At 58.5% G+C, this 21,628-nt stretch carries 17 protein-coding genes, 1 other RNA gene and 1 pseudogene; 6 read left to right on the top strand and 13 right to left on the bottom strand.

The window, feature by feature from the left end:
• Positions 1 to 17 precede the first annotated feature (17 nt).
• The 5 genes from FQ187_RS19645 to FQ187_RS19665 are packed head-to-tail and all read left to right on the top strand — an operon-like array spanning position 18 to position 4,562.
• Positions 18 to 272, top strand: coding sequence for a phosphopantetheine-binding protein (locus tag FQ187_RS19645; protein WP_149630750.1), 255 nt, complete (start codon positions 18 to 20; stop codon positions 270 to 272).
• A complete protein-coding gene (locus tag FQ187_RS19650) occupies positions 269 to 1,288 on the top strand; it encodes a 3-oxoacyl-ACP synthase III family protein (RefSeq protein WP_149630751.1) in 1,020 nt (339 codons plus the stop codon). Before FQ187_RS19645 ends, FQ187_RS19650 begins: the two co-directional genes overlap by 4 nt.
• A gap of 24 nt (positions 1,289 to 1,312) precedes the next feature.
• Complete coding sequence (locus FQ187_RS19655) at positions 1,313 to 1,987, top strand: HAD family phosphatase (RefSeq protein WP_122607550.1); 675 nt, start codon at positions 1,313 to 1,315, stop codon at positions 1,985 to 1,987.
• Positions 1,988 to 1,989: 2 nt separating this feature from the next.
• The gene (locus FQ187_RS19660; RefSeq protein ID WP_178122737.1) at positions 1,990 to 3,180 is read left to right on the top strand and encodes a cytochrome P450; all 1,191 of its coding nucleotides are present in this window, start codon (positions 1,990 to 1,992) and stop codon (positions 3,178 to 3,180) included.
• Between the two features lie 26 nt (positions 3,181 to 3,206).
• Positions 3,207 to 4,562 carry a fatty acid--CoA ligase family protein gene (locus tag FQ187_RS19665; protein WP_149630753.1) on the top strand — a complete coding sequence of 452 codons (1,356 nt, stop codon included), beginning with the start codon at positions 3,207 to 3,209 and terminating at the stop codon, positions 4,560 to 4,562.
• Positions 4,563 to 4,588: 26 nt separating this feature from the next.
• On the opposite strand, the gene FQ187_RS19670 is transcribed toward FQ187_RS19665, so the two are convergent.
• The 13 genes and pseudogenes from FQ187_RS19670 to FQ187_RS19735 all read right to left on the bottom strand — a co-directional run bounded on the left by FQ187_RS19670 (position 4,589) and on the right by FQ187_RS19735 (position 20,536).
• Positions 4,589 to 5,491 (bottom strand): LysR family transcriptional regulator, encoded by a 903-nt coding sequence (locus FQ187_RS19670; protein ID WP_122843097.1) that lies wholly within the window; start codon positions 5,489 to 5,491, stop codon positions 4,589 to 4,591.
• A 489-nt stretch (positions 5,492 to 5,980) separates the two neighbouring features.
• Positions 5,981 to 6,256, bottom strand: a complete 276-nt coding sequence (locus FQ187_RS19675; protein ID WP_149630754.1) for a hypothetical protein — start codon at positions 6,254 to 6,256, stop codon at positions 5,981 to 5,983.
• Positions 6,253 to 7,233 (bottom strand): annotated as a pseudogene (locus FQ187_RS19680) (integrase domain-containing protein). Before FQ187_RS19680 ends, FQ187_RS19675 begins: the two are co-directional and overlap by 4 nt.
• 320 nt (positions 7,234 to 7,553) lie before the next feature.
• Positions 7,554 to 8,954 (bottom strand): YfjI family protein, encoded by a 1,401-nt coding sequence (locus tag FQ187_RS19685; protein WP_149630755.1) that lies wholly within the window; start codon positions 8,952 to 8,954, stop codon positions 7,554 to 7,556.
• Positions 8,955 to 9,979: 1,025 nt separating this feature from the next.
• Positions 9,980 to 11,236, bottom strand: a complete 1,257-nt coding sequence (locus FQ187_RS19695; RefSeq protein WP_149630756.1) for an integrase domain-containing protein — start codon at positions 11,234 to 11,236, stop codon at positions 9,980 to 9,982.
• Between the two features lie 187 nt (positions 11,237 to 11,423).
• Positions 11,424 to 11,817: a transfer-messenger RNA gene (gene ssrA, locus FQ187_RS19700) on the bottom strand.
• A 95-nt stretch (positions 11,818 to 11,912) separates the two neighbouring features.
• Entirely contained in the window at positions 11,913 to 12,191 is a 279-nt protein-coding gene (locus FQ187_RS19705) for a hypothetical protein (RefSeq protein ID WP_149630757.1), read from the bottom strand.
• A 341-nt stretch (positions 12,192 to 12,532) separates the two neighbouring features.
• Entirely contained in the window at positions 12,533 to 12,808 is a 276-nt protein-coding gene (locus FQ187_RS19710) for a hypothetical protein (protein WP_149630758.1), read from the bottom strand.
• A 119-nt stretch (positions 12,809 to 12,927) separates the two neighbouring features.
• Positions 12,928 to 15,747, bottom strand: a complete 2,820-nt coding sequence (locus FQ187_RS19715) for an FAD-binding and (Fe-S)-binding domain-containing protein (protein ID WP_149630759.1) — start codon at positions 15,745 to 15,747, stop codon at positions 12,928 to 12,930.
• Positions 15,744 to 16,415: a lactate utilization protein C gene (locus FQ187_RS19720; protein WP_149630760.1), complete on the bottom strand. Its 672-nt coding sequence runs from the start codon at positions 16,413 to 16,415 to the stop codon at positions 15,744 to 15,746. Before FQ187_RS19720 ends, FQ187_RS19715 begins: the two co-directional genes overlap by 4 nt.
• On the bottom strand, positions 16,415 to 17,869 hold the full coding sequence (locus FQ187_RS19725) for a LutB/LldF family L-lactate oxidation iron-sulfur protein (protein ID WP_149630761.1): 1,455 nt from the start codon (positions 17,867 to 17,869) through the stop codon (positions 16,415 to 16,417). The genes FQ187_RS19720 and FQ187_RS19725 overlap by 1 nt, the downstream gene beginning before the upstream one ends.
• A complete protein-coding gene (locus FQ187_RS19730) occupies positions 17,866 to 18,690 on the bottom strand; it encodes a (Fe-S)-binding protein (protein ID WP_149630762.1) in 825 nt (274 codons plus the stop codon). Before FQ187_RS19730 ends, FQ187_RS19725 begins: the two co-directional genes overlap by 4 nt.
• A 151-nt stretch (positions 18,691 to 18,841) precedes the next feature.
• Positions 18,842 to 20,536, bottom strand: a complete 1,695-nt coding sequence (locus FQ187_RS19735; RefSeq protein ID WP_149630763.1) for a lactate permease LctP family transporter — start codon at positions 20,534 to 20,536, stop codon at positions 18,842 to 18,844.
• A gap of 262 nt (positions 20,537 to 20,798) precedes the next feature.
• On the opposite strand from FQ187_RS19735, the gene FQ187_RS19740 reads away from it, so the two are divergent.
• Positions 20,799 to 21,566, top strand: a complete 768-nt coding sequence (locus tag FQ187_RS19740) for a GntR family transcriptional regulator (RefSeq protein ID WP_149630764.1) — start codon at positions 20,799 to 20,801, stop codon at positions 21,564 to 21,566.
• Positions 21,567 to 21,628 lie beyond the last annotated feature (62 nt).

A 21,628-nucleotide genomic window follows, 5' to 3' on the forward strand; every position in this document is an offset into this window, starting at 1 on the left:
TGCAAAAGGACTTCACCATGAACCTGGACGCCATCAAGAAAGAACTGGCAGAACTTCTGGAACTGCGCGAATCGGAACTTCAAGTTGATGTATTGCTGCACCCCCTGAGCAATTGGGATTCATTGACCAAGGTCACGCTGCTGGGTGTGTTGAATGACCAGTTCGGTTTTGCCTTGAGCCCTGCCGTGCTCGATGAGGTTGAAACCATGGGTGAGCTGTTCGATGCCATCCAGGCCGATGCGGCTGACGCTCGTGTCAGTGAACCCTCATGAACGCGTTTATCGATGGGGTGTCGATCCGCGCGCTGTCGGCCGCCATCCCCCAAGACGTAATGACCCTGGCCGATTTCGCCACGTTGTTTGGTGAAAAAGAAGTGCAGCGGATCGCCAAGAGCACCGGCATCCATCAAGTGCGGGTGGCCAATCGGCTGTCGACGGTGGATCTATGCGCCGCTGCTGCCCTGGCGTTGTTCGATGCGGCGGACATCGATCCCGCCAGCATCGATGGCCTGGTGGTCGTCACGCAAACGCCCGACAGCCTGATGCCTGCCAGCAGTGCAATGCTGGCTGATCGCCTGGGGTTGAAGAAAGCGCTTGCAGCCTTCGACCTCAATTTTGGCTGTTCCGGCTACATCTATGGCCTGTTTCAGGCGGCCATGCTGATCAAGGCCGGCGGCTGCCGCAGAGTACTGGTGTGTACCGGCGATGTGATCAGCAAATTGCTCAATCCTGAAGACCGGCACGTGCGGCTGGTCTTCGGCGATGCCGCGACCTGCACACTGCTGGAAGGCGGCGATCAGGCACTCGGGTTTGCGTTCAATACCGATGGCGCCGGCGCGCAATACCTCAACACTGCGCTGGATTACACGCCCAGCGCCACCAGCCGGGTACAGGCCGCCGGGCTGCATATGGACGGCGGCCAAGTGATGAACTTTGCCCTGGAGAAAGTGCCGTCGGCGATCAACGCCTTCATTCGCGACCAAGGCATCGACCCTGAGCGTGTGCCGTTCTTCCTGCTGCACCAGGCCAACAAATTCATGCTCGATTACCTGGCCAAAAAGCTCGGTGTTGCGCCGGCCAAGGTCCCCATCGAAGTGGCTGACGTGGGCAACACCGGCCCCTCGTCGATCCCGCTGATGATCTGCAAGCGGCACGGCCGCGAAGACTTGCGGCAGGACAACCTGATTGCCTGTGGTTTTGGCGTCGGGCTGTCGATCGGCATTGCCCATTTATCGCTGCGCGATGCTCACATCATTGCTCCCGTAGAAGTACCTGCCCTCCCTAACTGACCTGACAATCAAGGAAAGATGACCATGACTATCCAAGCAATCTGGTTCGACTTCGGCGGCGTGCTGTCGCCTTCCATCGACGAGCTGTACCGCGTCTACCAGGAAAATACCGGCATCAGCCGCAGCCAGATGGAAGCCGCCATGCATGCCGTGGCCAAGCCGCTGAATGTGCAATTCCAGGCGCCCATCGAGCTGGCAATGATGACTCAGGTCGAATGGGGGCAGGGCATGAGCAAGGCATTGTCCGAGCTGTATCCGGGCATTGATTTGAGCCGTTGCGATTTCGATAACCATGGCGAGCAGTGGTTTTCCCCGCACAACGTCAACGAACACATGTTCGAGCTTTTCCATGAAGTGAAAGCGGCCGGCCTGAAGGCGTGCATCCTCACCAACAACGTAGTGGAGTGGGAAACGCCGTGGCGGCGCATGGTGGGTCTGGATGATGTCGCTGACAGCATCGTCGATTCCTGCAAGGTAAAACTGCGCAAACCGGACCCGAAAATCTTTGCGCTGGCGGCCGACCAGATTGGCGTACCTGCCGCCGCCTGCGTGCTGATCGACGATGTCGAAGAAAACTGCGAAGCCGCGCGAGCCGCCGGCTGGCACGCCATTTTATTTGTCGACAGCCTCGAGACTCAGCATGCCGTGCGTGCACTCATTGGCGCGGCACAACCCCGCGCACAGGCAGGTGCCCGATGAACATGCGCCTCCTTCCCAGCGTGCTGGATATCCCCAACCTCGACGCAGCGCCCTATTACCAAACCGTGGGCTGGCAAGGTCAACTGCCGCAAATCAGGTTGCCCAGCGGCCACGTCGCCACTCACCTGACCGGATACGCCGATTGCAAGGCGTTTCTGGCCGACCCGAGCATCAGTCGAACCCTGTGTAACATTGAAAACGGCCCGACCTTTCTCCCCGGCCCGACTCAGCCGGAACTGTTGCTCAATCTGGACAACCCGGCTCACATGCGTTCCCGCGCGACCGTCACGCGTGCTTTCAGCAAGCGTGGCCTGGAAAGCGTGCGCCAACACGTGACCACTGTGACCGTCGACAGCATCGAGCAGATGCGCAAAGGTGTGACGCCGCCGGACCTGTTTGCCTCGGTGCTGGAGCGCCTGACTTCATCGACGGTGTGTCACATCCTCGGCATCCCCGAAGAGGACCGGCTGCTGTTCCGGCCCTGGAGCCAAATGATTCAATCGGCGCCGCCGGACGATATCGTCGGCATCGAAGCGGCGGTCAACGCCAGTTTCGATTACATGATGGACTTCGTGCAGGGCCGCAGGGAGGCGCATCCTGACGGCTTTATTCGCCAATATGTCGACCAGCGTCACACCCTGGAAGACCCGCTGAGCGACCGGGAGTTTGTCGGCGTGCTGCTGGGTATTCTGCTGGGGGGCGACCATAACGCCCTGAGCGTGATGACTAAAAGTCTCTATACCTTGCTGTGCGCGCCATCGCTCTGGCAGCACGTCCGGGAAAACCCCGATCGAGCGCCGCAATTGATCGAAGAGCTCATTCGGCTGATTCCCATCGGCAAGTTATCGGCGTTCCCCCGGATGACCACCCAGGCCCTGCAAACCAGCCGCGGCGTGATTGCGGCGAACACCACGGTGTACGCCAACGTGTTCCTCGCCAATCGCGACCCCAGCGTGTTCCACGCACCGCTGCTGATCAATCCCGACCGCCAGGACAAGGCCGCGCACATGCAATTCGGCCATGGCATCCACAGCTGCATGGGCCCGGCGTTGGCACGCCTGGAAATAGCCACCGTGCTGTCGACCCTGGTACAGGCATTGCCCGACCTGGAACTGGCATGTGACCCGGCGTCGATCCGCTGGATCAACGGCACGGTACTGCGCCGCCCCGACGAACTGCCCGTGCGTTTCTGATGCCATTTCAATCAAGGGAATAAGCCATGATCTTTAAACCGCTGATAAACGGCTTTGCGCAGTTTTCGAACCAGATCTTTCTGAATGACCCTGAACAGTCCTACACCTACGCCCAGTTGAGCGACGAGATCGGTGTTCAACTGGAATGGTTGGCCGCGAATGGCGTGCCCAGGCAAGCGGTAGTTTTCATGAGCGGCGACTTTTCGTTCGCGGGCATCGCGCTATTCCTGGCGCTGTACCAGAACGGCCACATCATTGCCCTCAACACCGCTGAGAACCCGGCGGAAATTCAAAATAAGCAGGCGGCGGCAAACCCTGAGTTTGTGATCGATATCGATACCCGCCAGATCCGGCCATGCGTCCTTACTCAAGCTCCGGAAAACCCGATGATCGGCGAGCTTAAAAAACAGGGGCATGCCGGCCTGATTCTATTCAGCAGTGGCACCACCGGCACACCCAAGGCGATGTTGCATGACCTTGACCGACTGGTGGGCGAATTTTCCGAAAAACGATCTCGACGCCTCCATATCTTTCTGTTTCTGCTGTTCGATCATATCGGCGGCATCAATACGCTGTTGAACATACTTTCCATTGGCGGAACGGCAACGATCGCGGTCAGCAAAACCCCGGACACCGTTGCCCGCCTGATTGAGAAACACCGCATTACCGTGCTGCCGACCTCGCCGACATTCTTGAACCTGATGTTGATCAACCAGGTGTTCGACACCTGCAACCTCAGCAGCTTGCGCATGATTACCTACGGCACGGAGCCGATGCCGGAGAGTTTGTTGCTCAAACTGCGCGAGCACCTGCCACGGGTAAAATTTCTGCAGACCTTCGGCACCAGCGAGACGGGCATTATCAACACCAGCTCGTTGTCGTCCGATAGTCTGTATATGCGCTTTCAGGAAGGCTCGAGTGAACACAAAGTCGTCGATGGTGAGCTCTGGCTGCGCAGTGCGACTCAAGTCATGGGCTACCTGAACCACTCGATGGACAGCTTCACCGACGATGGCTGGTTCAAGACCGGCGACCTGGTGGAGGTCAATGCCGATGGTTACCTGAAAATCCTCGGTCGCAGCAAAGAGATCATTAATGTCGGTGGCGAGAAGGTCTACCCCGCGGAAGTTGAATCCGTGCTGCTTCGCCATCCGCAGGTGCGTGATTGCAAGGCGTACGGCGAGGCCAATGGCTTGACCGGGCAATTCGTCGCTGCGCATATCGTCCTGGATAGCGACTACGGGGACTCGACGGCGACGGTGCTACGCGATATCCGGCACTTTGCCCGGCGGCTGATGGACGCCTATAAGGTGCCGGTACGCTTGAAGTCGGTGGAGGCTATCCAGTATTCGACGCGTTTCAAAAAACTGCTGATCGACTGAGTGTGTGGCGTGCCCTGAAGGAGCAATCAGCCGCCTTCAGGGCTGCTCATCAGTTGCGCTTCACCGAGAAAATCAATGAATGCGCGGGTCTTGGGTGACAGCAACCGGCTTGGCGACCAGACAATCCAGAAATCCCCCTCTAGGCTCAATTCGGGTAACACCCTGATCAATTCGTGGCTGGCCAGGTATTCCTGAATGACGAAGTCAGGCAGGTAGGCCAGGCCCAGGCCATTACGACACGCTGCCAGGACCGCTTCCACGCTGTTCATGACCACCGTGGTTTCCAGGCTGATCTTGACGGTATCGCCATTGACCTTCAGCCACCAGGGCTGGAGTTTGCCATTCGAGGGGAATTTATAGGCGATGCCTTTATAGTGCTGGAGATCCTCGACGCTCTTTGCCGTGCCATAGCGTTGCAGGTAGTCAGGCGCTGCGCACAAGACGAACCTGAACGTGCAGATTCTTTTCGCTGCAAGGCTGGAATCGGGCAGTTCGCCGCTTCGGATCACGGCATCAAAGGCTTCATCGACCACATCGACCAGTCGGTCGCTGAAGTCCAGGTCCAGTTCGATTTCCGGATAGCGCTGGTAAAACTCGCGCAACATTCCTGAGATCAGACGATAGCCCACGGCCGGCAAACTGATTCGCAGACGCCCTCTGGGGCGGGTCTTGGAGTGGGAAAGCGCGGCCTCGGCATCCTGCAATTGCTGGAGCAAGGTCCGGCAACGACCAAAAAAATCCAGGCCTTCGCTGGTCAGGCTGATTTGCCGGGTACTACGGTGGAACAAGCGCACGCCAATCCGCTCTTCAAGACGGCTGACACTTTTTCCTACTGCAGAAGACGAGATGCCCAGCGCTCTGCCCGCCAGGGTAAAACTTTGATTTTCCGCTGCCCGCACAAAGGCAATCAACCCGCTCAGATTATCCATATTCCGTGTCCGCCCGGGGTCGATAACTACAGACCTATTGAGGCTTCAGAATCCGACGGGTCAAAAGAGAGGTATCGCTGCTTTATTCTTGGGAGTTAAACAGCACTTCTCCCCGCCTATTCGTCGATTTTGGAGTCTGACGTGACGCCACATAGAGAGCAACCATTTTGTCGGCGGCCGCAACGACAAAACGCCTTGGTGGCTCGCGAAAAGCCAATAACGGCAAGCCTGCTACAGGCGAGGACTTTGTAAGGCAGCTAAATAGTCGCCCTCGAAAACACGAAAACACGAAAACACGAAAATACGAAAATACGAAACGCCCGCTGAACGATTTAGCCAATCTGTTGCATCGACCGGTTGAATTCACAGTCGTTTTTTGCAATTGCGGCAGTGTTCTTCGAGCAGGTTCATCAGCAAGAGAATATCCACGCTGAGATAGATAAAGGCGGACAAGCGATCCTGGAAGGCTGCCTACTCACGATTCGAGCGTCAGATCAGCAATTTTCGGTTGTTCCCTAATCGCTTCCAGATCAATAGAGCGGTGAGTCGATAGTAATACCGGGTAGCGCCGGAATGGTCTTTCAGGTGCTGAGTGAAAAACCAGCGCACATGCTTGAGCTGCCAGGTCCAGGGATTGTCTCGCTGCCATCGTTGTTGAATGGCCGCTTGCATGATTCGGGCTTGCCGTAGGTGTCGTTGCTGGGTGACCTTCGAGCCAGTCAGTACGCCGCTCAGGAACAGCGCCATATCGAACGGCTTGGTCACGCTCGACCTCCAATGTAGGCCGAAACCACATCGATCCGGTAATGCCCGATTTCAAGGCTGATCTGTTGGCGCACCTGCTGATCAAGGTCACGGTCAATGCGATAGCAGTGGCCACCATTGACCGGTGCGGCGTGGCCAGTGAGCTGTTCGTAACGTTCGCAGGCGTAGGCCGCTCGCAGTTCATGAAAGCCCTTCAGCCCTTGTTCATGTAGCGTTTCGCGGGCGGGGAGTACGGTCTGTTGCAGGAACGCGGCGTAGCTTTCGTGTCGGGCCAGCAAGTCGCGGCTGCCGGGCGGTGACGCATTACGAGCAAACTGCAGCGCCGTGTTCACCTCTTCACTTGCTACGACCCATCTCGGCGCTGAAGCACCTGAACGGCCGCCTTTGGTGCCGTCCTGGATGTTGATGCGACCCAAATTTTTGGCTTCTCGTTGCAATCATGGCAGATCCGCCAGGATCGCTTCTCGCAGACGCATACCTGTTTCTCGGGCCAATAGGACAATAGCGGCCACCCGGTCGTGTTTTTGTTCGCGAAGAACCTCAATGACTCGCCTCACCTGTTGGCGGTCTTGGCCATCCGGCGCGCGGGTGCGTACGGTCGAACGCTGCTGTCCTAACGCCTGGCTCGGGCTCAGGACTTTCACATACTGATCACCGCGCAGCGCCGCGAGTGTGCGGTTGACGCTGGACAACCGGTTTTGCGCGGTGGCGATGCTGAGGTTGCCGTGGTCGATTTGCTGACGCAGGTACTGGGCATAGTCGAGCAGCGTCTGCTGATCGATTTGCCGCGTATCGTTGTAGCCAGGGCCTTGAGCGGACCGGCACCACTTAACGAACGCCTTCCAACGATCACTGTGGGCTTTTACCGTGGCGAAATGGCCGCCGCCAAACAGATCCTTGAGCGCCTGCGGACCGGCGTAGCTCAGTTGGCGACCATAACCAAAGTTGCGACCGTCACGCCTGCCGATCAGGGCCATCCTGGAGCTCCTTCGCCTGTTGGCATAGGTAAGCCAATAGCTCGCGCCACTGGCCGTTCACGGGGGGAAGTTGGCCCCAGTCACTGGGACGAAAACACAGCCGGTTGTCCAGGCAGAACAACTCGGCACCTTCCTGGTGTAGGCACTCAATCAGATCCCTGATGTGTGAGCTGTCCCCTTGGTTTTTGGCGACAGCGGCGACAGTGGCGACAAGCCCCGTGGTATCTGGCGTGGAGCGTGGCGACAAAGTGGCGACAGTGGTGGCGACAAGTTGTAAATGATGAGCGTTTTTCGCCTCGGCGCGCCGGTTGCGTAGGGCTTCATTGAGTCGAAACATGGCGCACCTCGAAGGAGTGTCCGTCTGTGCCCAGCCATTGATGAGTGATCAACTCGACCAGCAGGGCCAACGTGTGATGGCTGCTTTTGCGGGCGAAGCGCGGGCCGTTGCGCAACAGATCTCGAACCGTGAAACGGCACCACTGTTTTTCCTGCAGCCAACGCAGCAGCCGATCGGCTTCTTCCCGCAGGGTGTTGATCGGTTCCTGCTCGGTCAGCCGTTGGATCTCGGTCAGGTAGTAATCCATCAGCGAGGAAGCGCGCTGGATATGGGTGACCTCGATCAGTTCGTGGTCTTCCAGTACTGCAAAGAGGCCGGCGATCCGTAGCAGATTGTCCGCGGCCTTGGAGGCGCTGGGGCGCACGTTGGCCAGTTCGTCGAACTCGCCCAGTTGGGCTTCGATGGTGTCATGCAGGTTGATCCAAGTTTGCCGGGCCAGACTTCTCAGGGGCAGGACTTTGGGGTGTAACGCGCCATCGCTGCCGATCGCCCAGGGGCGTTGCAGCAGGTCGGTGATTCGTTGGGTGTAGCGTTTGAGGATGATGTCTTGGGTGAGATCCACCGGCTGATAAAAACGCTGTCCGGCCAAGCTCTGTGGCCAGGTGATCAGGCAACGGGCGAAGATGCCTTGGCCGTGGAGCAGCGGATCCTTGAGCAGTTGTCCCGCCAAATAAGGTTGCAGCATCAAATGCAGACTCAAGCGCCGATCATAGGCGCGCAGGCTTTCTCCGGCCATGGAACGCGAGCGATCGATGGGGTTGCCGTCCCACAGCGAGGACAGAGTGGTCACGGCCTTGAGGCGGTTGTCCCGGCTCATGGTGCTGCTGCCGAGGAATTGGCCGCCCTCATCGCTGAACAGCCCCATGCTGGGCAGACCCAAGCACAGGCTTTTGGTCAGGGCTTCGATGGTCGGTTCGCTGCTGATCAGCCTTGGTGCTACGGGCTCTGGCTCTATCTGGATTGGCGTGTCGGTGTGGCCATCGATCGTTGCCATCTGCTTCTGAGATTGCGCAAGTGTGGCGCGATAGCGACTGAGTTTTTCGCGGTAGGCCTGCCATTGCAGGCGTTCCCATTCGCGGGCTGGCTGCAGGGCCAGCTTATCCACTGCCGTCTTGCGATCACCGGAAGCCGCAATAGTGAGCAGGTACAGTGACAGCGGATAGACCCGGCCATCCAAATGCACATTGGCATGCCCCTGAGTGGCCAAGGCCGAGGTGGCCAGCACCGATTGCGCCGCCATGGCCTGCGGCACTCCCATCACTTCGGCCATGCGCTCGACGGCCGGTCCCAGCAGATCACCGAGGGCGGCCACCGGATAATCTAATGGCGTCGGGTTGGCCTCCAGCAAGGCTTGCGGCGGCAAGCTCCAGGTTGATTGCAGCATCATCTGTCTCCTGTTCAGCAGTTGTTTCCCTCACGCTCCCGCCACGGATGTTGAGTGTTATCAGGGACAAAGGCCCCTGCGACCTGTGAGGGTGTTCACTGACGCGGAACGAACGGCCCTGTACGACCAAGAGCGCGGGCATTTCCCATCGATCTGGCCTCCTGAACGCATCCGAGGATGCGGGCGGGTTGAGGCTGCACCGGTTGACGAATCCAGTACCGTGAGACCATGAGCGGGAGGAGAGCACCATCGTTGCGAGGGGGGCATGCCTGACTGTCAGTCAGGTGCAGCCTGTCCTGGGCTGCAGCCCCGTAGCCAGCGATAATGCGAGACGTGTCGAATCGGTTTTGTCACGCCGATTGTCACGAGGGGGAAAGCCGCAAAGCCCCATGCGAGCAGGGCTGCAGCAGTGTGAGATGCGCCCGTCTCTTTCGGGGGAAAGAGACGGGCAAAAGGTTGGCGCAAGAACTGGCCAAGCGGATAAGTTGCTGCAGAGCAACCAGGAGGGGGCATGAGTTGCCGCAGTGGGCATTCTGGAAGAAGTGGCATCTATCACATCGCTGTGACCGTGCGAGCCGCCGGACGCTAATCGCACTTGGGGAGAACCACCACGGTGTGGCGTAGCCTCAAAGGTTCTGGCTACCTGGGTGCTGTCTAGGACAGCGCTTGTACGGTTCTGTGTAGCGCTCGTTCTGCTCGCGGTCAACAGTATTTTGGGGGCGGCTCTTGCGCCAATCGATAGCGCTGGAAGAGCTTGGAGGCCGGTGGTTTTCCATGGCCGGGTGGTCGTTCGTCGGTTTTTAATGTGAGCCCGCACGGACGGGAATGCGGAGCCTTCCCGTCCGTGTGGGCTTGGCCGCGAAAGCCCCAAGAGAGAGGCTTACAGCGGCGACAGTCGCCACCTCTGTCGCCATGCTGCAGACTAGGTATTACGCGGGTTGTCGCCAGTGTCGCCGCTGTCGCCAAATCAACCATCACTCCATCTTGGGAGTCATTTTCGGTTACCGGCGGCGTTCGGTGAGCGCTCACCGTATCGGCACGACATTGCAGTTCCTGGTGTCATTGATGGCAGCTGCCGACAGACTGCCCGTTGCTGCTTTTTGGATGTGCTCACTCCACCAAGCCATCATCGGACGCCGACGTTCAATGTAGTCAGCTCGGTTGTAAGCGCTTCGGACTTCGTCCTTGTCGACATGCGCCAGCGCGACTTCGATCAGTTCCGGATCCCACCCATGCTCGTTCAGGATGGTGCTGGCCATGGAGCGCATACCGTGGCTGACCAAGCGGTCCTGGAAGCCCATGCGTTTCAACGCCATGTTGGGGGTCTGGCTGTTGGCGTGGGTGCGCGGATTCCTATCTGCCGGGAACACGTATTCCCTGTGGCCGCTGTGGGGCTTGAGCGTCTCCAGTAACGCGAGTGCCTGTTCGGTCAGCGGGATGGTGTGCGGACGACGCTTTTTCATGCGCTCCGACGGGATTGTCCAGATGCGTTTGTCAAAGTCGATATCTACCCATCGGGTAGTCGCCGCTTCGGCAGGACGGGTCATGGTGTGCAGTTGCCATTCGATTAGGCAGCGAGTGATCCGCTTGATGCTGGCGTTCGCGATTTCGATCATGAGCTCGGATAGCTCTTCGGGTCGTAGCGCGGCCATGTTCTCTTTCTTGGGCTTCTTGAAGACCGCCCGAATGCCGCTGAGAGGGTTAGCGAAAATCAGTCCGGAGTTCACTCCGTAAGTCATGATCTCGTTGAGCCGTTGGCTCAACCGCTTCACTGTCTCGAGGCTGCCTTTGGCTTCGATTGGGCGAAGGAGTTTGATGACTATTGGAGCGGTGATTTGCGAGAGAGGCGTTGTTTTCAGGCTTGGTAAAACATGCAGCGTGAGCGACCGCCAGATGTCTTCGGCGTACGCCGGCGTGACAGAGTCTTTCTTCAACTCAAACCAGGCGGTGGCCACGTTCTCGAATGTGTGTTCGGTCTCGGCGAGTCTGGCTTGCTTAAGCTCATTGCGTTGAGCTTTGGGGTCGATGCCTTGTGCCAGCAGCTCGCGGGCTTCAACCGCTTTCTTTCTGGCGTTTGCCAGTGAGAGTTCAGGATACGGGCCCAAGGCCATATTGATGCGGTTTTTGGTCACCGGCTCGCGGTAATTGAAGTTCCACATCATCGAGCCGCTGGCCCTGACCCGGAGCTGAAGGCCACCGCCATCGCTGAGGACGAAATCCTTGCCGGTTACCTTGACCGCCTTGAGCTGGCGATCGGAGAGACGGGTTGCTTGAGTAGGCATGGGAGCTACCTCTGGCACCGTTTTGGTATCCTGAAAATAGCACCAGGTAGCCCGGGATACCACCTGGAATACCAAAGCGCCTGGAACTCAAAAAACCATTATGAAGCTCAGAAGCGCTAGAAACCCTTGATTTCACTGGATTTAAGGCACAAAAAAAGACGTCCTTGGACGTCTTTAGATGTTGAAGTGGTGGAGCCGGGGGGATTTGAACCCCCGTCCGCCAGTACTCCGCTGTCGGTACTACATGCGTAGCCGTGTCTATTAAGTTAACCCTCAGCGACCCGACGGGCAGGGTGCTTTGGGCGAGTTGTGTAAGTTTTAGCCGCTTCGTCCACAACGTACTGCACGGCGATTCTGTTCTATATGACAATCACTTTGGGTTTACAGACATCCCCTGATGATTGCTGGACCCGAAGGTACCAGGAGGGAAGGGCTAAGGCTGCTTACGCAGCGAGAGCGTATTCCCCGTAGGTTTCGTCATTGGCAACTATAGAAAGTTGCAACAGTGGATTTACGAGTTCTGTTACCAACTCGGCATGCACCTAAAGTTTCGCAACCGGCGTCGAATCCTAAACGGCCCCGAGCCTGTTGCTCTGTGAATCAAAGTGAGCAACAAGCCTGCGCAGTGTACGCCAACACGCGTGAGAAGGCCAACCCGAAGGTTGGCCACCACAGATTATGGGGTGGGTTGGTTGCGTTGTTGGTCAGCGAGTGACATTGCCTGGGTGGCCTCGATGACGCATTTTTTGTCGTCCCCGGAGGCTTGGGAAGCTTCGGCGCTGGACATCAGTCTTTTGATCTCCATTGTGGCGTTGCCGGAGGTCGCCGGCAGTGAATTCACTTTGCTTTTGAGCTCTTGCAGCTTGCTCGTACAAAGGTTGTTGTCCGCAGCAAATACAGGAGAGGCCAACATTGCAGCAGAAATGAACAGACCAGCGAGTGCGGTACGTTTCATGGATATCTCCTTGAACTGATGGTCTCGGTGCTACCGTATGAGCGGGCGGCTCGGCCGAGGTCGGAACATAAGCCACGATTGATGGGGCCTACTTAAAAGACTACGGCGCTGCGCAGGAATTCGGTTTTTGCAAAAAAGGCTATGAAAAAACTGTTTGATAGAAACAATCGCAGTAAAAAGGGAGCGATTGCCTCTTTTCGCTGGTGGGCCTCGCTCCTTCTGCGGAGTTGGTACGAACCCCAGATGCAACAAAACCCGCAATTGACGGGTTTTGGCTTGCTCGTATTGGGTGGTACCAGATGGGGCAGAAGGCCAACCCGAAGGTTGGCATTGTGCTGGGACTATTGTTTGCCGCCGTCACTTGACTTCTGAATGGCCTGAATAGTTTGGGTGGTCTCGGCGATGCAATCTTCAGTCCCTTGCTTGGTGCCTTTTGCCTGATCGGCTTTGGCTTTCGTGACGCTTTCCATTACCTGATCAGACATTTCCGGAGGAGTCTGTGCCTTGGCATTTTCGATGGTTTTCAAGTTGACCGCACAGAGGTCTTCGGCGGCAAACGAGGTGGACGCCATCAGTGAGACAGTAACGAACAGACCTAACAGTACAGAACGTTTCATGTGTATCTCCTTGAACTGAGGGTCCAGGCTGCGCTGGCCGTCAGGACGGGCTGCCGAGTTTGGGTAAAGCCCGGTAACGTCCGGGCTTATTCTGTGGACTATGGCAGCGCATCAGGGTTCTATTTTTCTTGCCTGACCCTCGCCTGCGTTACCCGATCCACCAGATAGACTAGCCCGTGGTAATCAATTCCGCCGTGCTGCGTCAGACCGATCTCACAAGTGCGGCTGGTCGAAATCCCCTCGCTGCACTGCTGCACCGCATCCTTGAGCGTGCGCAACGAATGTGCATTCAGTTCCGGCGTAGTAAAACCCTTATCCCCCGCAAACCCGCAGCAGTGAATGCCTTCGGGAATGACCACGTTTTTGCTGCATTTACGCGCCAGATCAATCAGCGTCTGACTTTCGCCAAGGTGCTGGGTGCTGCAAGTGACGTGCACCGCAATCGGCGCTTCCTGCGGCGTGAAATCGAGGCGATCCATCAAATGCGTACGAATGAAACGCACCGGGTCGTACAGGTCCAGGCGAACATCGCCCAGGTCCTGGGCCAGGCGCAAGGTGCAGGGGCTGGTGTCGCAGTAGATCGGGTCGAGCCCGCCGCGACTGGCGTGCAGCAAGGCGCCGATCAGTTCCTGGCGCTTGTGTTCGGCCTGTTCGGCGTAGCCCTTGGAGGCGAACGGTTGCCCGCAGCAGAGGTTGTCCAGGTTGTCCGGGAAGACCACTTGGTAACCGGCCTTTTCCAGCAACCCACGGGTTTTATCGTACAGCGACATTTGCTCTTTATCACCCGCCGCCGGGCCCATTGCCCGTGACACGCAGGCCGCGAGGTACACCACTCGAGGGCGTTCGTCCGACACTGTCGGGCTGAAGCGAATGGCTTTTTCCGGTTGCGGCATGGCGTTGGTCCACTGTGGGACCTGACCTTTGGATAGGCGCGTCAATGTTGCCGAAAGCTTTGCCAATCGTGGCGCCCCCAGCAGCATCCGTGCGCCGTTGGCCACGTGCAGGGTGAAACGTGCACCTTGCAGCGCGGTGGCGAAATTGCCTTCCAGCCAATTGGCGGTTTTTGTATGAGTTGCCTTCCGGCTGCGGAGCTTTTTCACCAGCTCGCCGGTGTTGATTCCTACAGGGCAACGCTGCGCACAGAGTCCCGTGGCGGCGCAGGTGTCGATGCCTTGGTAGTCGTAAGCGGCTTCGAGTTCGGTGGTGTCCACGCCAGCGCGTTTCTTCGCCTGAATGTCACGCCAGATCACGATGCGCTGGCGCGGGCTCAGGGTCAGGCCTTTAGATGGGCAGACCGGTTCGCAGAAGCCGCACTCGATGCACTTATCCACAATCTCATCGGCGGCCGGCAACGGCTTCAGGTGCTTGAGGTGGATCTGCGGATCCTCGCTGAGCACCACGTCCGGGTTGAGAATGCCGTTGGGGTCGAGCAGGCGTTTAAGCTGCCACATCAACTGGTAGGCATCGCTGCCCCATTCCAGTTCGACAAAGGGCGCCATGTTGCGACCGGTGCCGTGTTCGGCTTTCAGCGAGCCGCCGAACTCCACCGCCACCAGTTGCGCCACGTCGTCCATGAACGCCTGATAGCGTGCGACTTCTTCCGGGTTGTTGAAGCCTTGAGTGAAGACGAAATGCAGATTGCCTTCCAGCGCGTGTCCGAAAAGGATCGCTTCGTCGTAGTGATGTTTGTCGAACAGCTCGATCAGACGGTTTACGCCGATGGCCAGTTGTTCCACCGGGAAGGTCACGTCTTCGATGATCACCGTGGTGCCGGTTTTGCGCACGGCGCCGACGGCGGGGAAGGTGTCCTTGCGGATTGCCCAGAGCCGGGCGTTTTCCACCGGGTCTTCCGTGAAGTCGACTTGTTTTTCCACCGGGAAAGAAGTCAACGACGCCATGATGTGCGCCAGTTGTTCCTGCAGCAATGTGGACGATGCGGCGCGGGATTCGATCAGCAGCGCGCAGGCATTGTTCGACAGCTGTTGTACGAAAGCGGGCATGCCGGGTTTGTCCTGCACCGAACGCAGACTGCGGCGGTCCAGCAGTTCGACGGCCGACACCGGTTGGCTTTTCAGCACGGTGACGGCGTTGCAGCAGGTTTCCACATCCGGGAACACGATCAGTGCCGAGGCCTTGTTCGGGTGGTCGATCACCGTGTCGTAAGTCACCGCGCTGATGAAGCCGAGGGTGCCTTCGGAGCCCACCAGCAAGTGGCTCAAGATATCCACAGGCTCGTCGAAATCCACCAGCGCATTGAGTGACAGGCCAGTGGTATTTTTCAGACGGTATTTGTGGCGAATTCTCGCCGCCAGCTCGGCATTGGCGCGGGTTTCACGGCCCAACGTTGCCAGGCGTTCAAGCAGCGAAGCGTGGCTCTCACGAAACGCAGCAGCACTCGCCGCATCTTCGGTATCGAGACGGCTGCCGTCGGCCAACACCAGACGAATGCCCGCCAACGTGTGATAGGTGTTTTGCGCCGTGCCGCAGCACATGCCGCTGGCATTGTTGGCGACGATGCCGCCGATTTTACAGGCATTGATTGAGGCCGGGTCCGGGCCTATCTTGCGCCCGAACGGTGCCAGCCAGGCGTTGGCCTGTGCGCCGATCACACCCGGTTGCAGACGGATTTGCGTACCTTTCCCGCGAATCTCGCGACCGTTCCAGTTATCCCCCAGGACGATCAACACCGAGTCACTGATGGCCTGGCCGGACAGGCTGGTGCCGGCGGCGCGGAAGGTTACCGCGACTAGATCCCGTTGCGCCAGTTTCAGCAGCGCGACTACTTCATCTTCCGACTCGACACGAATCACCAGTTTCGGAATCAACCGGTAGAAACTGGCGTCGGTGCCGAAGGCCAAGGTCGACAGCGGGTCGTCGAAACGTCGCTCCTGGGGAATCAGTTGCTGCGCATCTCGCAGGAAAGCCGCGGGTAGATTCATTGGTCCTCCAGGATCATGACCACGAGGTCTTTCGGACCGTGAGCGCCGTAGGCCAGGACCTGCTCGATATCGGCGGTTTTCGACGGGCCGGACACCAGCAGGGCGTTGGTCGGCATTCCTTGGGCCCACTCAAATTCCTGCTGCACTTGATAGAAGTTGTCGCGGATTTCACTGGCCTTGAGCAGGGCGAAATGCACTGGCGGCACCAGGCTCATCAGTCGCGGCTCTTCCCGCGTCGGCCAGAGAATCAGACTACCTGTGGCAGCGACTGCGCCGAGGGTGCCGGTCAGGCTGGCCGGCGTGTCGTTGAACAATTCGGTCTTCCACTCTTCAACCGGACGGTCGTAGGCTTTGAGCGTCGGCAGATCAGGATTTTTCGCCCAGTGCTGAGTGACGCGTTGCCCGTGAGGTGTAGTCGGTGCAATCAACAGGCTCGGCAACTGACGGTCCCGCAACAACTGAGCAAGCAATGAAGGCCAACCTTCGTCGGACGTCAGATGGATTTCGGTGTGCACCGCTTCCATCAGTTGGCGCAGCTGCGGGATGCGTTGCTCGGCGGGGTATGTGTAGGGCGCTGTCACCAGTTCGACGTCAAATTCGTCAGGTACCGGTGTGGTGCCGGTCAGACTTTTCCGTAACTTGGCGAGGATATTTTGCTTGGCGCTCATCAGCGATCTCCCTGTTTGGCCAGATGCTCGCGGGCCATGTCATGCAGTGAGCGGGCAGCGGGTTTCGGTGCGCTGTGGTTTTGCGTCCACGGGCCGATGTTGCTCGGCGCCAGCGTGCGCAAGCGAGTGGCGAAGAAGCCGAACAGTCGATAAAGCGTAGGTGAGCTGTTGAGCTTCGCCCAGGCATTCCAGATAAACCGTTCTTTGCGCGAGTACTTGCTGCCCTGGCCGCGCATCACTTGATGAGGGCTGTCCGGGGCTTTGACGTTCTCTTCCCGTAGGCGACGCAGCAGCGCCGGAATCGGAATTTTTACCGGACAGACTTCACCGCAGGCGCCACATAGCGACGAGGCGCTCGGGTGGTCCGGGACTTTCGCCAGGCCGACCATGTGCGGTGTGATGATTTTTCCGATAGGCCCGGGGTAAACCTCCCCATAGGCGTGGCCGCCGATTCGGGTGTAGACCGGGCAATGATTCATACAGGCGCCGCAGCGGATGCAGTTCAGGGTCTGGCGCAATTCGCTGTCGGCGAAGGCCTGGCTGCGACCGTTGTCGAGCAATACCAGGTGCACTTCCTGAGGGCCGTCGAGTTCATGCTCCTTGCGCGGGCCGGAGATCATGTTGACGTATGTGGTGATCGGCTGGCCGAGAGCTGAACGGGTCAGCAGTGACAGCAGCGGCACCACATCGCGCAGGTTTTCCACGACTTTTTCGATGCCTGTGACGGCGATGTGCACCGGCGGCACGGTAGTGGTCATGCGCCCGTTGCCTTCGTTTTCCACCAGCAGCAAGGTGCCGGTTTCGGCCACGGCGAAGTTGACGCCGGAGACGCCGATGTCCGCTTCGAAGAATTTCTGCCGCAAGACCTTGCGACCGATCTGAATGAGTTGGTCAACGTCCTTGGTGTATTCCACGCCAAGTTTGTCGTGGAACAAGGACGCGACCTGACCGGCATTCTTGTGGATCGCCGGCATAATAATGTGTGAAGGCTTCTCGTGGTCGAGCTGGACGATGTACTCGCCCATGTCCGACTCCAGGCATTCAATGCCCTGTTCAGCGAGGAAGTGATTCATCTCCATCTCTTCGCTGACCATCGATTTGCCCTTGATCACTTGCCGCCCCTCGTGAGCGCGGATGATCGAGAGGACGATGCCATTGGCCTCGTCCACCGTTTCCGCCCAGTGCACTGTCACACCGTTGCGGGTCAGGTTCTGTTCAAGTTGCTCGAGCAGGTCGGGCAACTTGGATAAAGCACGGGCACGGACTGCATTGCCCAGCACTCGCAAATGTTCTCTTTCGTGGGCATCGCTGAAGGACGCTGCCCTTTTTGTCATCAGCGAATCCATCGCCGTGCGAAAGTTATTTCGCAGTTGCTTGTCACCCAACGCCTTGTGAGCACGGGTGCGGAAATCTTCTTCCACGGCAACCGTAGGAATAATCGCGGAAGCGTTCATAGAACACCTCCGGTTCGCTGCCAAAGGAAGCTGGCCAGGTGTTGGCCGCGCAACGCTTCCTTCTGTTTCTCCAGCGAGCCGTTGATGTTCATCAGACAACCGCAGTCGGCACTCAGTACCTGGTGCGCGCCGGATTCCTTCAACGAGCGGGTCTTGTCAGCCACCATCGCGCCGGAAATGTCTGGCATACGGACGCTGAAAGTCCCACCGAAGCCACAGCATTCACTTTCATGGCTGTGGTCGACTCGCTCCACGTTGCTCAGTTGCGACAACAACTCGCGACCGTGCAGGTGGGTGTTCATCTCACGGCGTGCCGAGCACGACGTGTGCAACGCCACTTTCACCGGTTCGCCGCTGTCCTTGAGCTGCACCTTGCAGACAAACAACAGAAACTCGGCCAGTTCATAAGTCCGGGCCGCCAGCGCCTGAACCTGTTTCAGCGTGTCCGGCTCGTCCTTGAACAAGTCGGCGTAGTGTTCGCGCAACATCCCGGCACACGATCCCGAAGGCACCACCACCGGATAGTCCCCGGCAAACAGCGCCAGTTGCGAGCGTGCCACGGTCCTCGCCTGCTCGGTGTAACCCGAGGTGTAGGTCGGTTGCCCGCAGCAGCTTTGCCCCTGCGGATACTCGACACGAATGCCTTCGCGTTCCAGCAAGTGAATCGCGTCCATCCCGGCTTCAGGGTAGAACAAATCCACCACGCAGGTTCCGAACAGATAGACCCGTGACGGTTTCTCGCTGGGGTATTGCCGAGGCTCGGGCAGTGGCGGGGCGACGCGGGTCGCATTTGGAACAGCGTTGTAAAAAAGCTCGCTCATCAGGCGTGTCTCCGGGTGGTCCCGGTTATCCGTCTGTTGTGGCTGCTGAATATAGAGAGGCAAGCTTTCAGCAGCCTTACAGACCGGGTTGTGAATAGCTGACGCCGGAATCGTGGTCCGGCGTCGGTTTTTGCTTTTTATCGTGTAGTACTTAGTGCACCAGCATGCCGGTGAACCAGTAGGCCTGAGCCAGCGTGATCAGGCCGACGATCGTTGCAAAGAACAGGCTGTGCTTGAGGGTGAAACGGAACAGATCCGATTCCTTGCCCACCAGACCGGTCGCGGCGCAGGCGACGGCGATCGATTGTGGCGAGATCATCTTGCCGGTCACGCCGCCGCTGGTGTTCGCCGCAACCAGCAACACGTCGTTCACACCGATCTGGTGCGCAGTGGTCGCTTGCAGCGAACTGAATAGTGCGTTGGACGAGGTATCGGAACCGGTCAGGAACACACCCAGCCAGCCGAGGAAAGGCGAGAAGAACGGGAATGCTGCACCGGTGCCTGCCAGAACCAGCGCCATGGTCGAGGACATGCCCGAGTAGTTAGTGACGAAGGCAAAGGCGAGCACCATGCCGATGGACAGAATCGGCCAGCGTAGCTCGTAGAAGGTCTCTTTCAAAGTGGTAAGACCAGTTTTGACATTGATCTTCAGTACCAACATCGAGATCAAGGCGGAGAAGAAAATCGCCGTGCCGGTCGCGGAAATCGGGTCGAGTTTGAACACCGCCGGGATAGCGGTCGGGGCGGCCACGATCGGTGCGACCTTGATCACCATTTGGTCCAGGTGCGGGATGGCGAAGTTGAACACCCAGCTGTACATCGACCCGCCAGCGGCAAACATTGCCTTGAACGGTTTCAGGGTCCAGATGGTGACCAGCACGGTGAGGATCAGGAACGGTGACCAGGCTTTGAGAATTTCACCGAGGCTGTAGGGCGAAGCCACGGTGCTGCGCGGCTGACCGAAACCGCCGGCGCTGGCGCTCACCACGGAAGCCGAGACGGCACCGACGATGTGTTGGCCTGCGGCACGCTTTGGCTGCCAGACTTTCAGGAACAGCGTCAGGGAAATCAGGCTGGCCAGGGCCGAGGTGATGTCCGGCAGTTCCGGGCCGATGAAGTTCGACGTGAAGTATTGGGTGACGGCAAAGCTCAAACCGGCCACCAATGCTGCCGGCCAGGTTTCGCGAACGCCGCGCAGGCCATCCATCATGAACACCAGCCAGAACGGCACGAACAGCGACAGCAGCGGCAGTTGGCGGCCCGTCATGGCGCCGATCTTGAACGCGTCGATACCGGTCACTTGCCCGGCGACGATGATCGGAATCCCCAAGGCGCCGAAGGCAACCGGCGCGGTGTTGGCGATCAGGCACAGGCCTGCGGCGTACAGCGGGTTAAAGCCCAGTCCTACAAGCAGGGCGGCAGTAATCGCTACCGGCGCACCGAAACCGGCGGCACCTTCCAGGAAGGCGCCGAAGCAGAAGCCGATCAGCAGCACTTGCAGACGCTGGTCGTCGGTGATCGACAGCACCGAGCTGCGGATCACTTCGAACTGGCCGCTCTTGACCGTCAGTTTGTAGAGGAATACCGCCGCCACGATGATCCAGGCAATCGGCCACAGACCGTAGGCAAAACCATAGCCGGCGGCGGCGAAGGCCATGTCGACGGGCATCTGGAAGGCGAAGATCGCCACGGCAATGGACAAGGCCAGCGTGATGCTGCCGGCCACGTGTCCTTTGAGTCGGAACACGGCCAATGCCAGGAAGAAAAACACGATGGGGATAACGGCCGCGAGCGCGGACACGCCGAGACTGCCGAGCGGAGAATAGAGCTGTTGCCAGGTTTGCATATGGGGTGGCCCCTAATTGTTGTTGGTCAGGCACTGGTCAGCGTTCTTGGGTAATTGGTAATACCAATTTACAATCGCTGTTGGCTAGGGTAAAAGCCTTGTAGGTGGCGTGTCAATTTGCCGCCCTAAAACTTTTGTCGAATACGCGCTGCAGAATTCATCTGGTCCGCTCGACCAAATGCCGTCTGGCAGGTGCTGACACAGCCCTGATAGGCCAGAATAGAGACCCCGGCGAGCCGTCGGGATCGTGGAGAAATGAGTTATGGGGTTTGATCAAATTCGTCAGCGCCGTTTGTCTGACGATATTGTCGAGCAGCTCGAGGGGATGATTCTCGAGGGCACGCTGAAGGCGGGTGAGCGCTTGCCGGCCGAACGTGCGTTGGCCGAGCAGTTCGGCGTGTCACGCCCTTCGTTGCGCGAAGCGATTCAGAAACTGGCGGCCAAGGGCTTGCTGGTCAGTCGCCAGGGTGGTGGCAATTATGTGGTGGAGTCGCTGGGGTCAACCTTCAGCGATCCGCTGCTGCATCTGCTGGAAAGCAACCCTGAAGCGCAGCGCGATCTGCTGGAATTTCGTCACACCCTGGAAGCCTCCTGCGCCTATTACGCAGCCCTGCGTGCTACGGACGTTGATCGCGAGCGATTGACCGCGGCCTTCAACGAATTGCAGGACTGCTATACGCGTCACGACGAGGTAAGTCGGGCGGAAGAGGGGGCGGCGGATGCGAAATTCCACCTGGCAATTGCTGAAGCCAGTCACAACGCGGTGTTGCTGCACACCATTCGTGGGTTGTTCGATCTGCTCAAGCGTAACGTGGTGACCAACATCGGCGGGATGTACAAGCAGCGTACGGAAACCCGCGACATGCTTATCACGCAGCACCGGGAGTTGTACCTGGCGATTATTGAAGGAAGGGCCGAGCAGGCGCGGGAAGTTTCCAGCCGACATATCTTGTATGTGCAGGAAGTGCTGGAAGAAGTGCGTCAGGAAGTACAGCGCATGGCTCGGGCGGAGCGGCGCAAGGGAATGTGATTATTTAAAGCAAAAGATCGCAGCCTGCGGCAGCTCCTACATGGATACGCGATCCATGTAGG

It is taken from the genome of Pseudomonas sp. ANT_J28 (assembly GCF_008370005.1).
GTDB classification, from domain to species: domain Bacteria; phylum Pseudomonadota; class Gammaproteobacteria; order Pseudomonadales; family Pseudomonadaceae; genus Aquipseudomonas; species Aquipseudomonas frigoris.

Excerpts from the sequence above, each read along its gene's own strand:
- FQ187_RS19645 (WP_149630750.1), top strand. The coding sequence starts at position 18 with ATGAACCTGGACGCCATCAAGAAAGAACTGGCAGAACTTCTGGAACTG.
- FQ187_RS19650 (WP_149630751.1), top strand. The coding sequence starts at position 269 with ATGAACGCGTTTATCGATGGGGTGTCGATCCGCGCGCTGTCGGCCGCC.
- FQ187_RS19655 (WP_122607550.1), top strand. The coding sequence starts at position 1,313 with ATGACTATCCAAGCAATCTGGTTCGACTTCGGCGGCGTGCTGTCGCCT.
- FQ187_RS19660 (WP_178122737.1), top strand. The coding sequence starts at position 1,990 with ATGCGCCTCCTTCCCAGCGTGCTGGATATCCCCAACCTCGACGCAGCG.
- FQ187_RS19665 (WP_149630753.1), top strand. The coding sequence starts at position 3,207 with ATGATCTTTAAACCGCTGATAAACGGCTTTGCGCAGTTTTCGAACCAG.
- FQ187_RS19670 (WP_122843097.1), bottom strand. The coding sequence starts at position 5,491 with ATGGATAATCTGAGCGGGTTGATTGCCTTTGTGCGGGCAGCGGAAAAT.
- FQ187_RS19685 (WP_149630755.1), bottom strand. The coding sequence starts at position 8,954 with ATGCTGCAATCAACCTGGAGCTTGCCGCCGCAAGCCTTGCTGGAGGCC.
- FQ187_RS19695 (WP_149630756.1), bottom strand. The coding sequence starts at position 11,236 with ATGCCTACTCAAGCAACCCGTCTCTCCGATCGCCAGCTCAAGGCGGTC.
- FQ187_RS19705 (WP_149630757.1), bottom strand. The coding sequence starts at position 12,191 with ATGAAACGTACCGCACTCGCTGGTCTGTTCATTTCTGCTGCAATGTTG.
- FQ187_RS19710 (WP_149630758.1), bottom strand. The coding sequence starts at position 12,808 with ATGAAACGTTCTGTACTGTTAGGTCTGTTCGTTACTGTCTCACTGATG.
- FQ187_RS19715 (WP_149630759.1), bottom strand. The coding sequence starts at position 15,747 with ATGAATCTACCCGCGGCTTTCCTGCGAGATGCGCAGCAACTGATTCCC.
- FQ187_RS19720 (WP_149630760.1), bottom strand. The coding sequence starts at position 16,415 with ATGAGCGCCAAGCAAAATATCCTCGCCAAGTTACGGAAAAGTCTGACC.
- FQ187_RS19725 (WP_149630761.1), bottom strand. The coding sequence starts at position 17,869 with ATGAACGCTTCCGCGATTATTCCTACGGTTGCCGTGGAAGAAGATTTC.
- FQ187_RS19730 (WP_149630762.1), bottom strand. The coding sequence starts at position 18,690 with ATGAGCGAGCTTTTTTACAACGCTGTTCCAAATGCGACCCGCGTCGCC.
- FQ187_RS19735 (WP_149630763.1), bottom strand. The coding sequence starts at position 20,536 with ATGCAAACCTGGCAACAGCTCTATTCTCCGCTCGGCAGTCTCGGCGTG.
- FQ187_RS19740 (WP_149630764.1), top strand. The coding sequence starts at position 20,799 with ATGGGGTTTGATCAAATTCGTCAGCGCCGTTTGTCTGACGATATTGTC.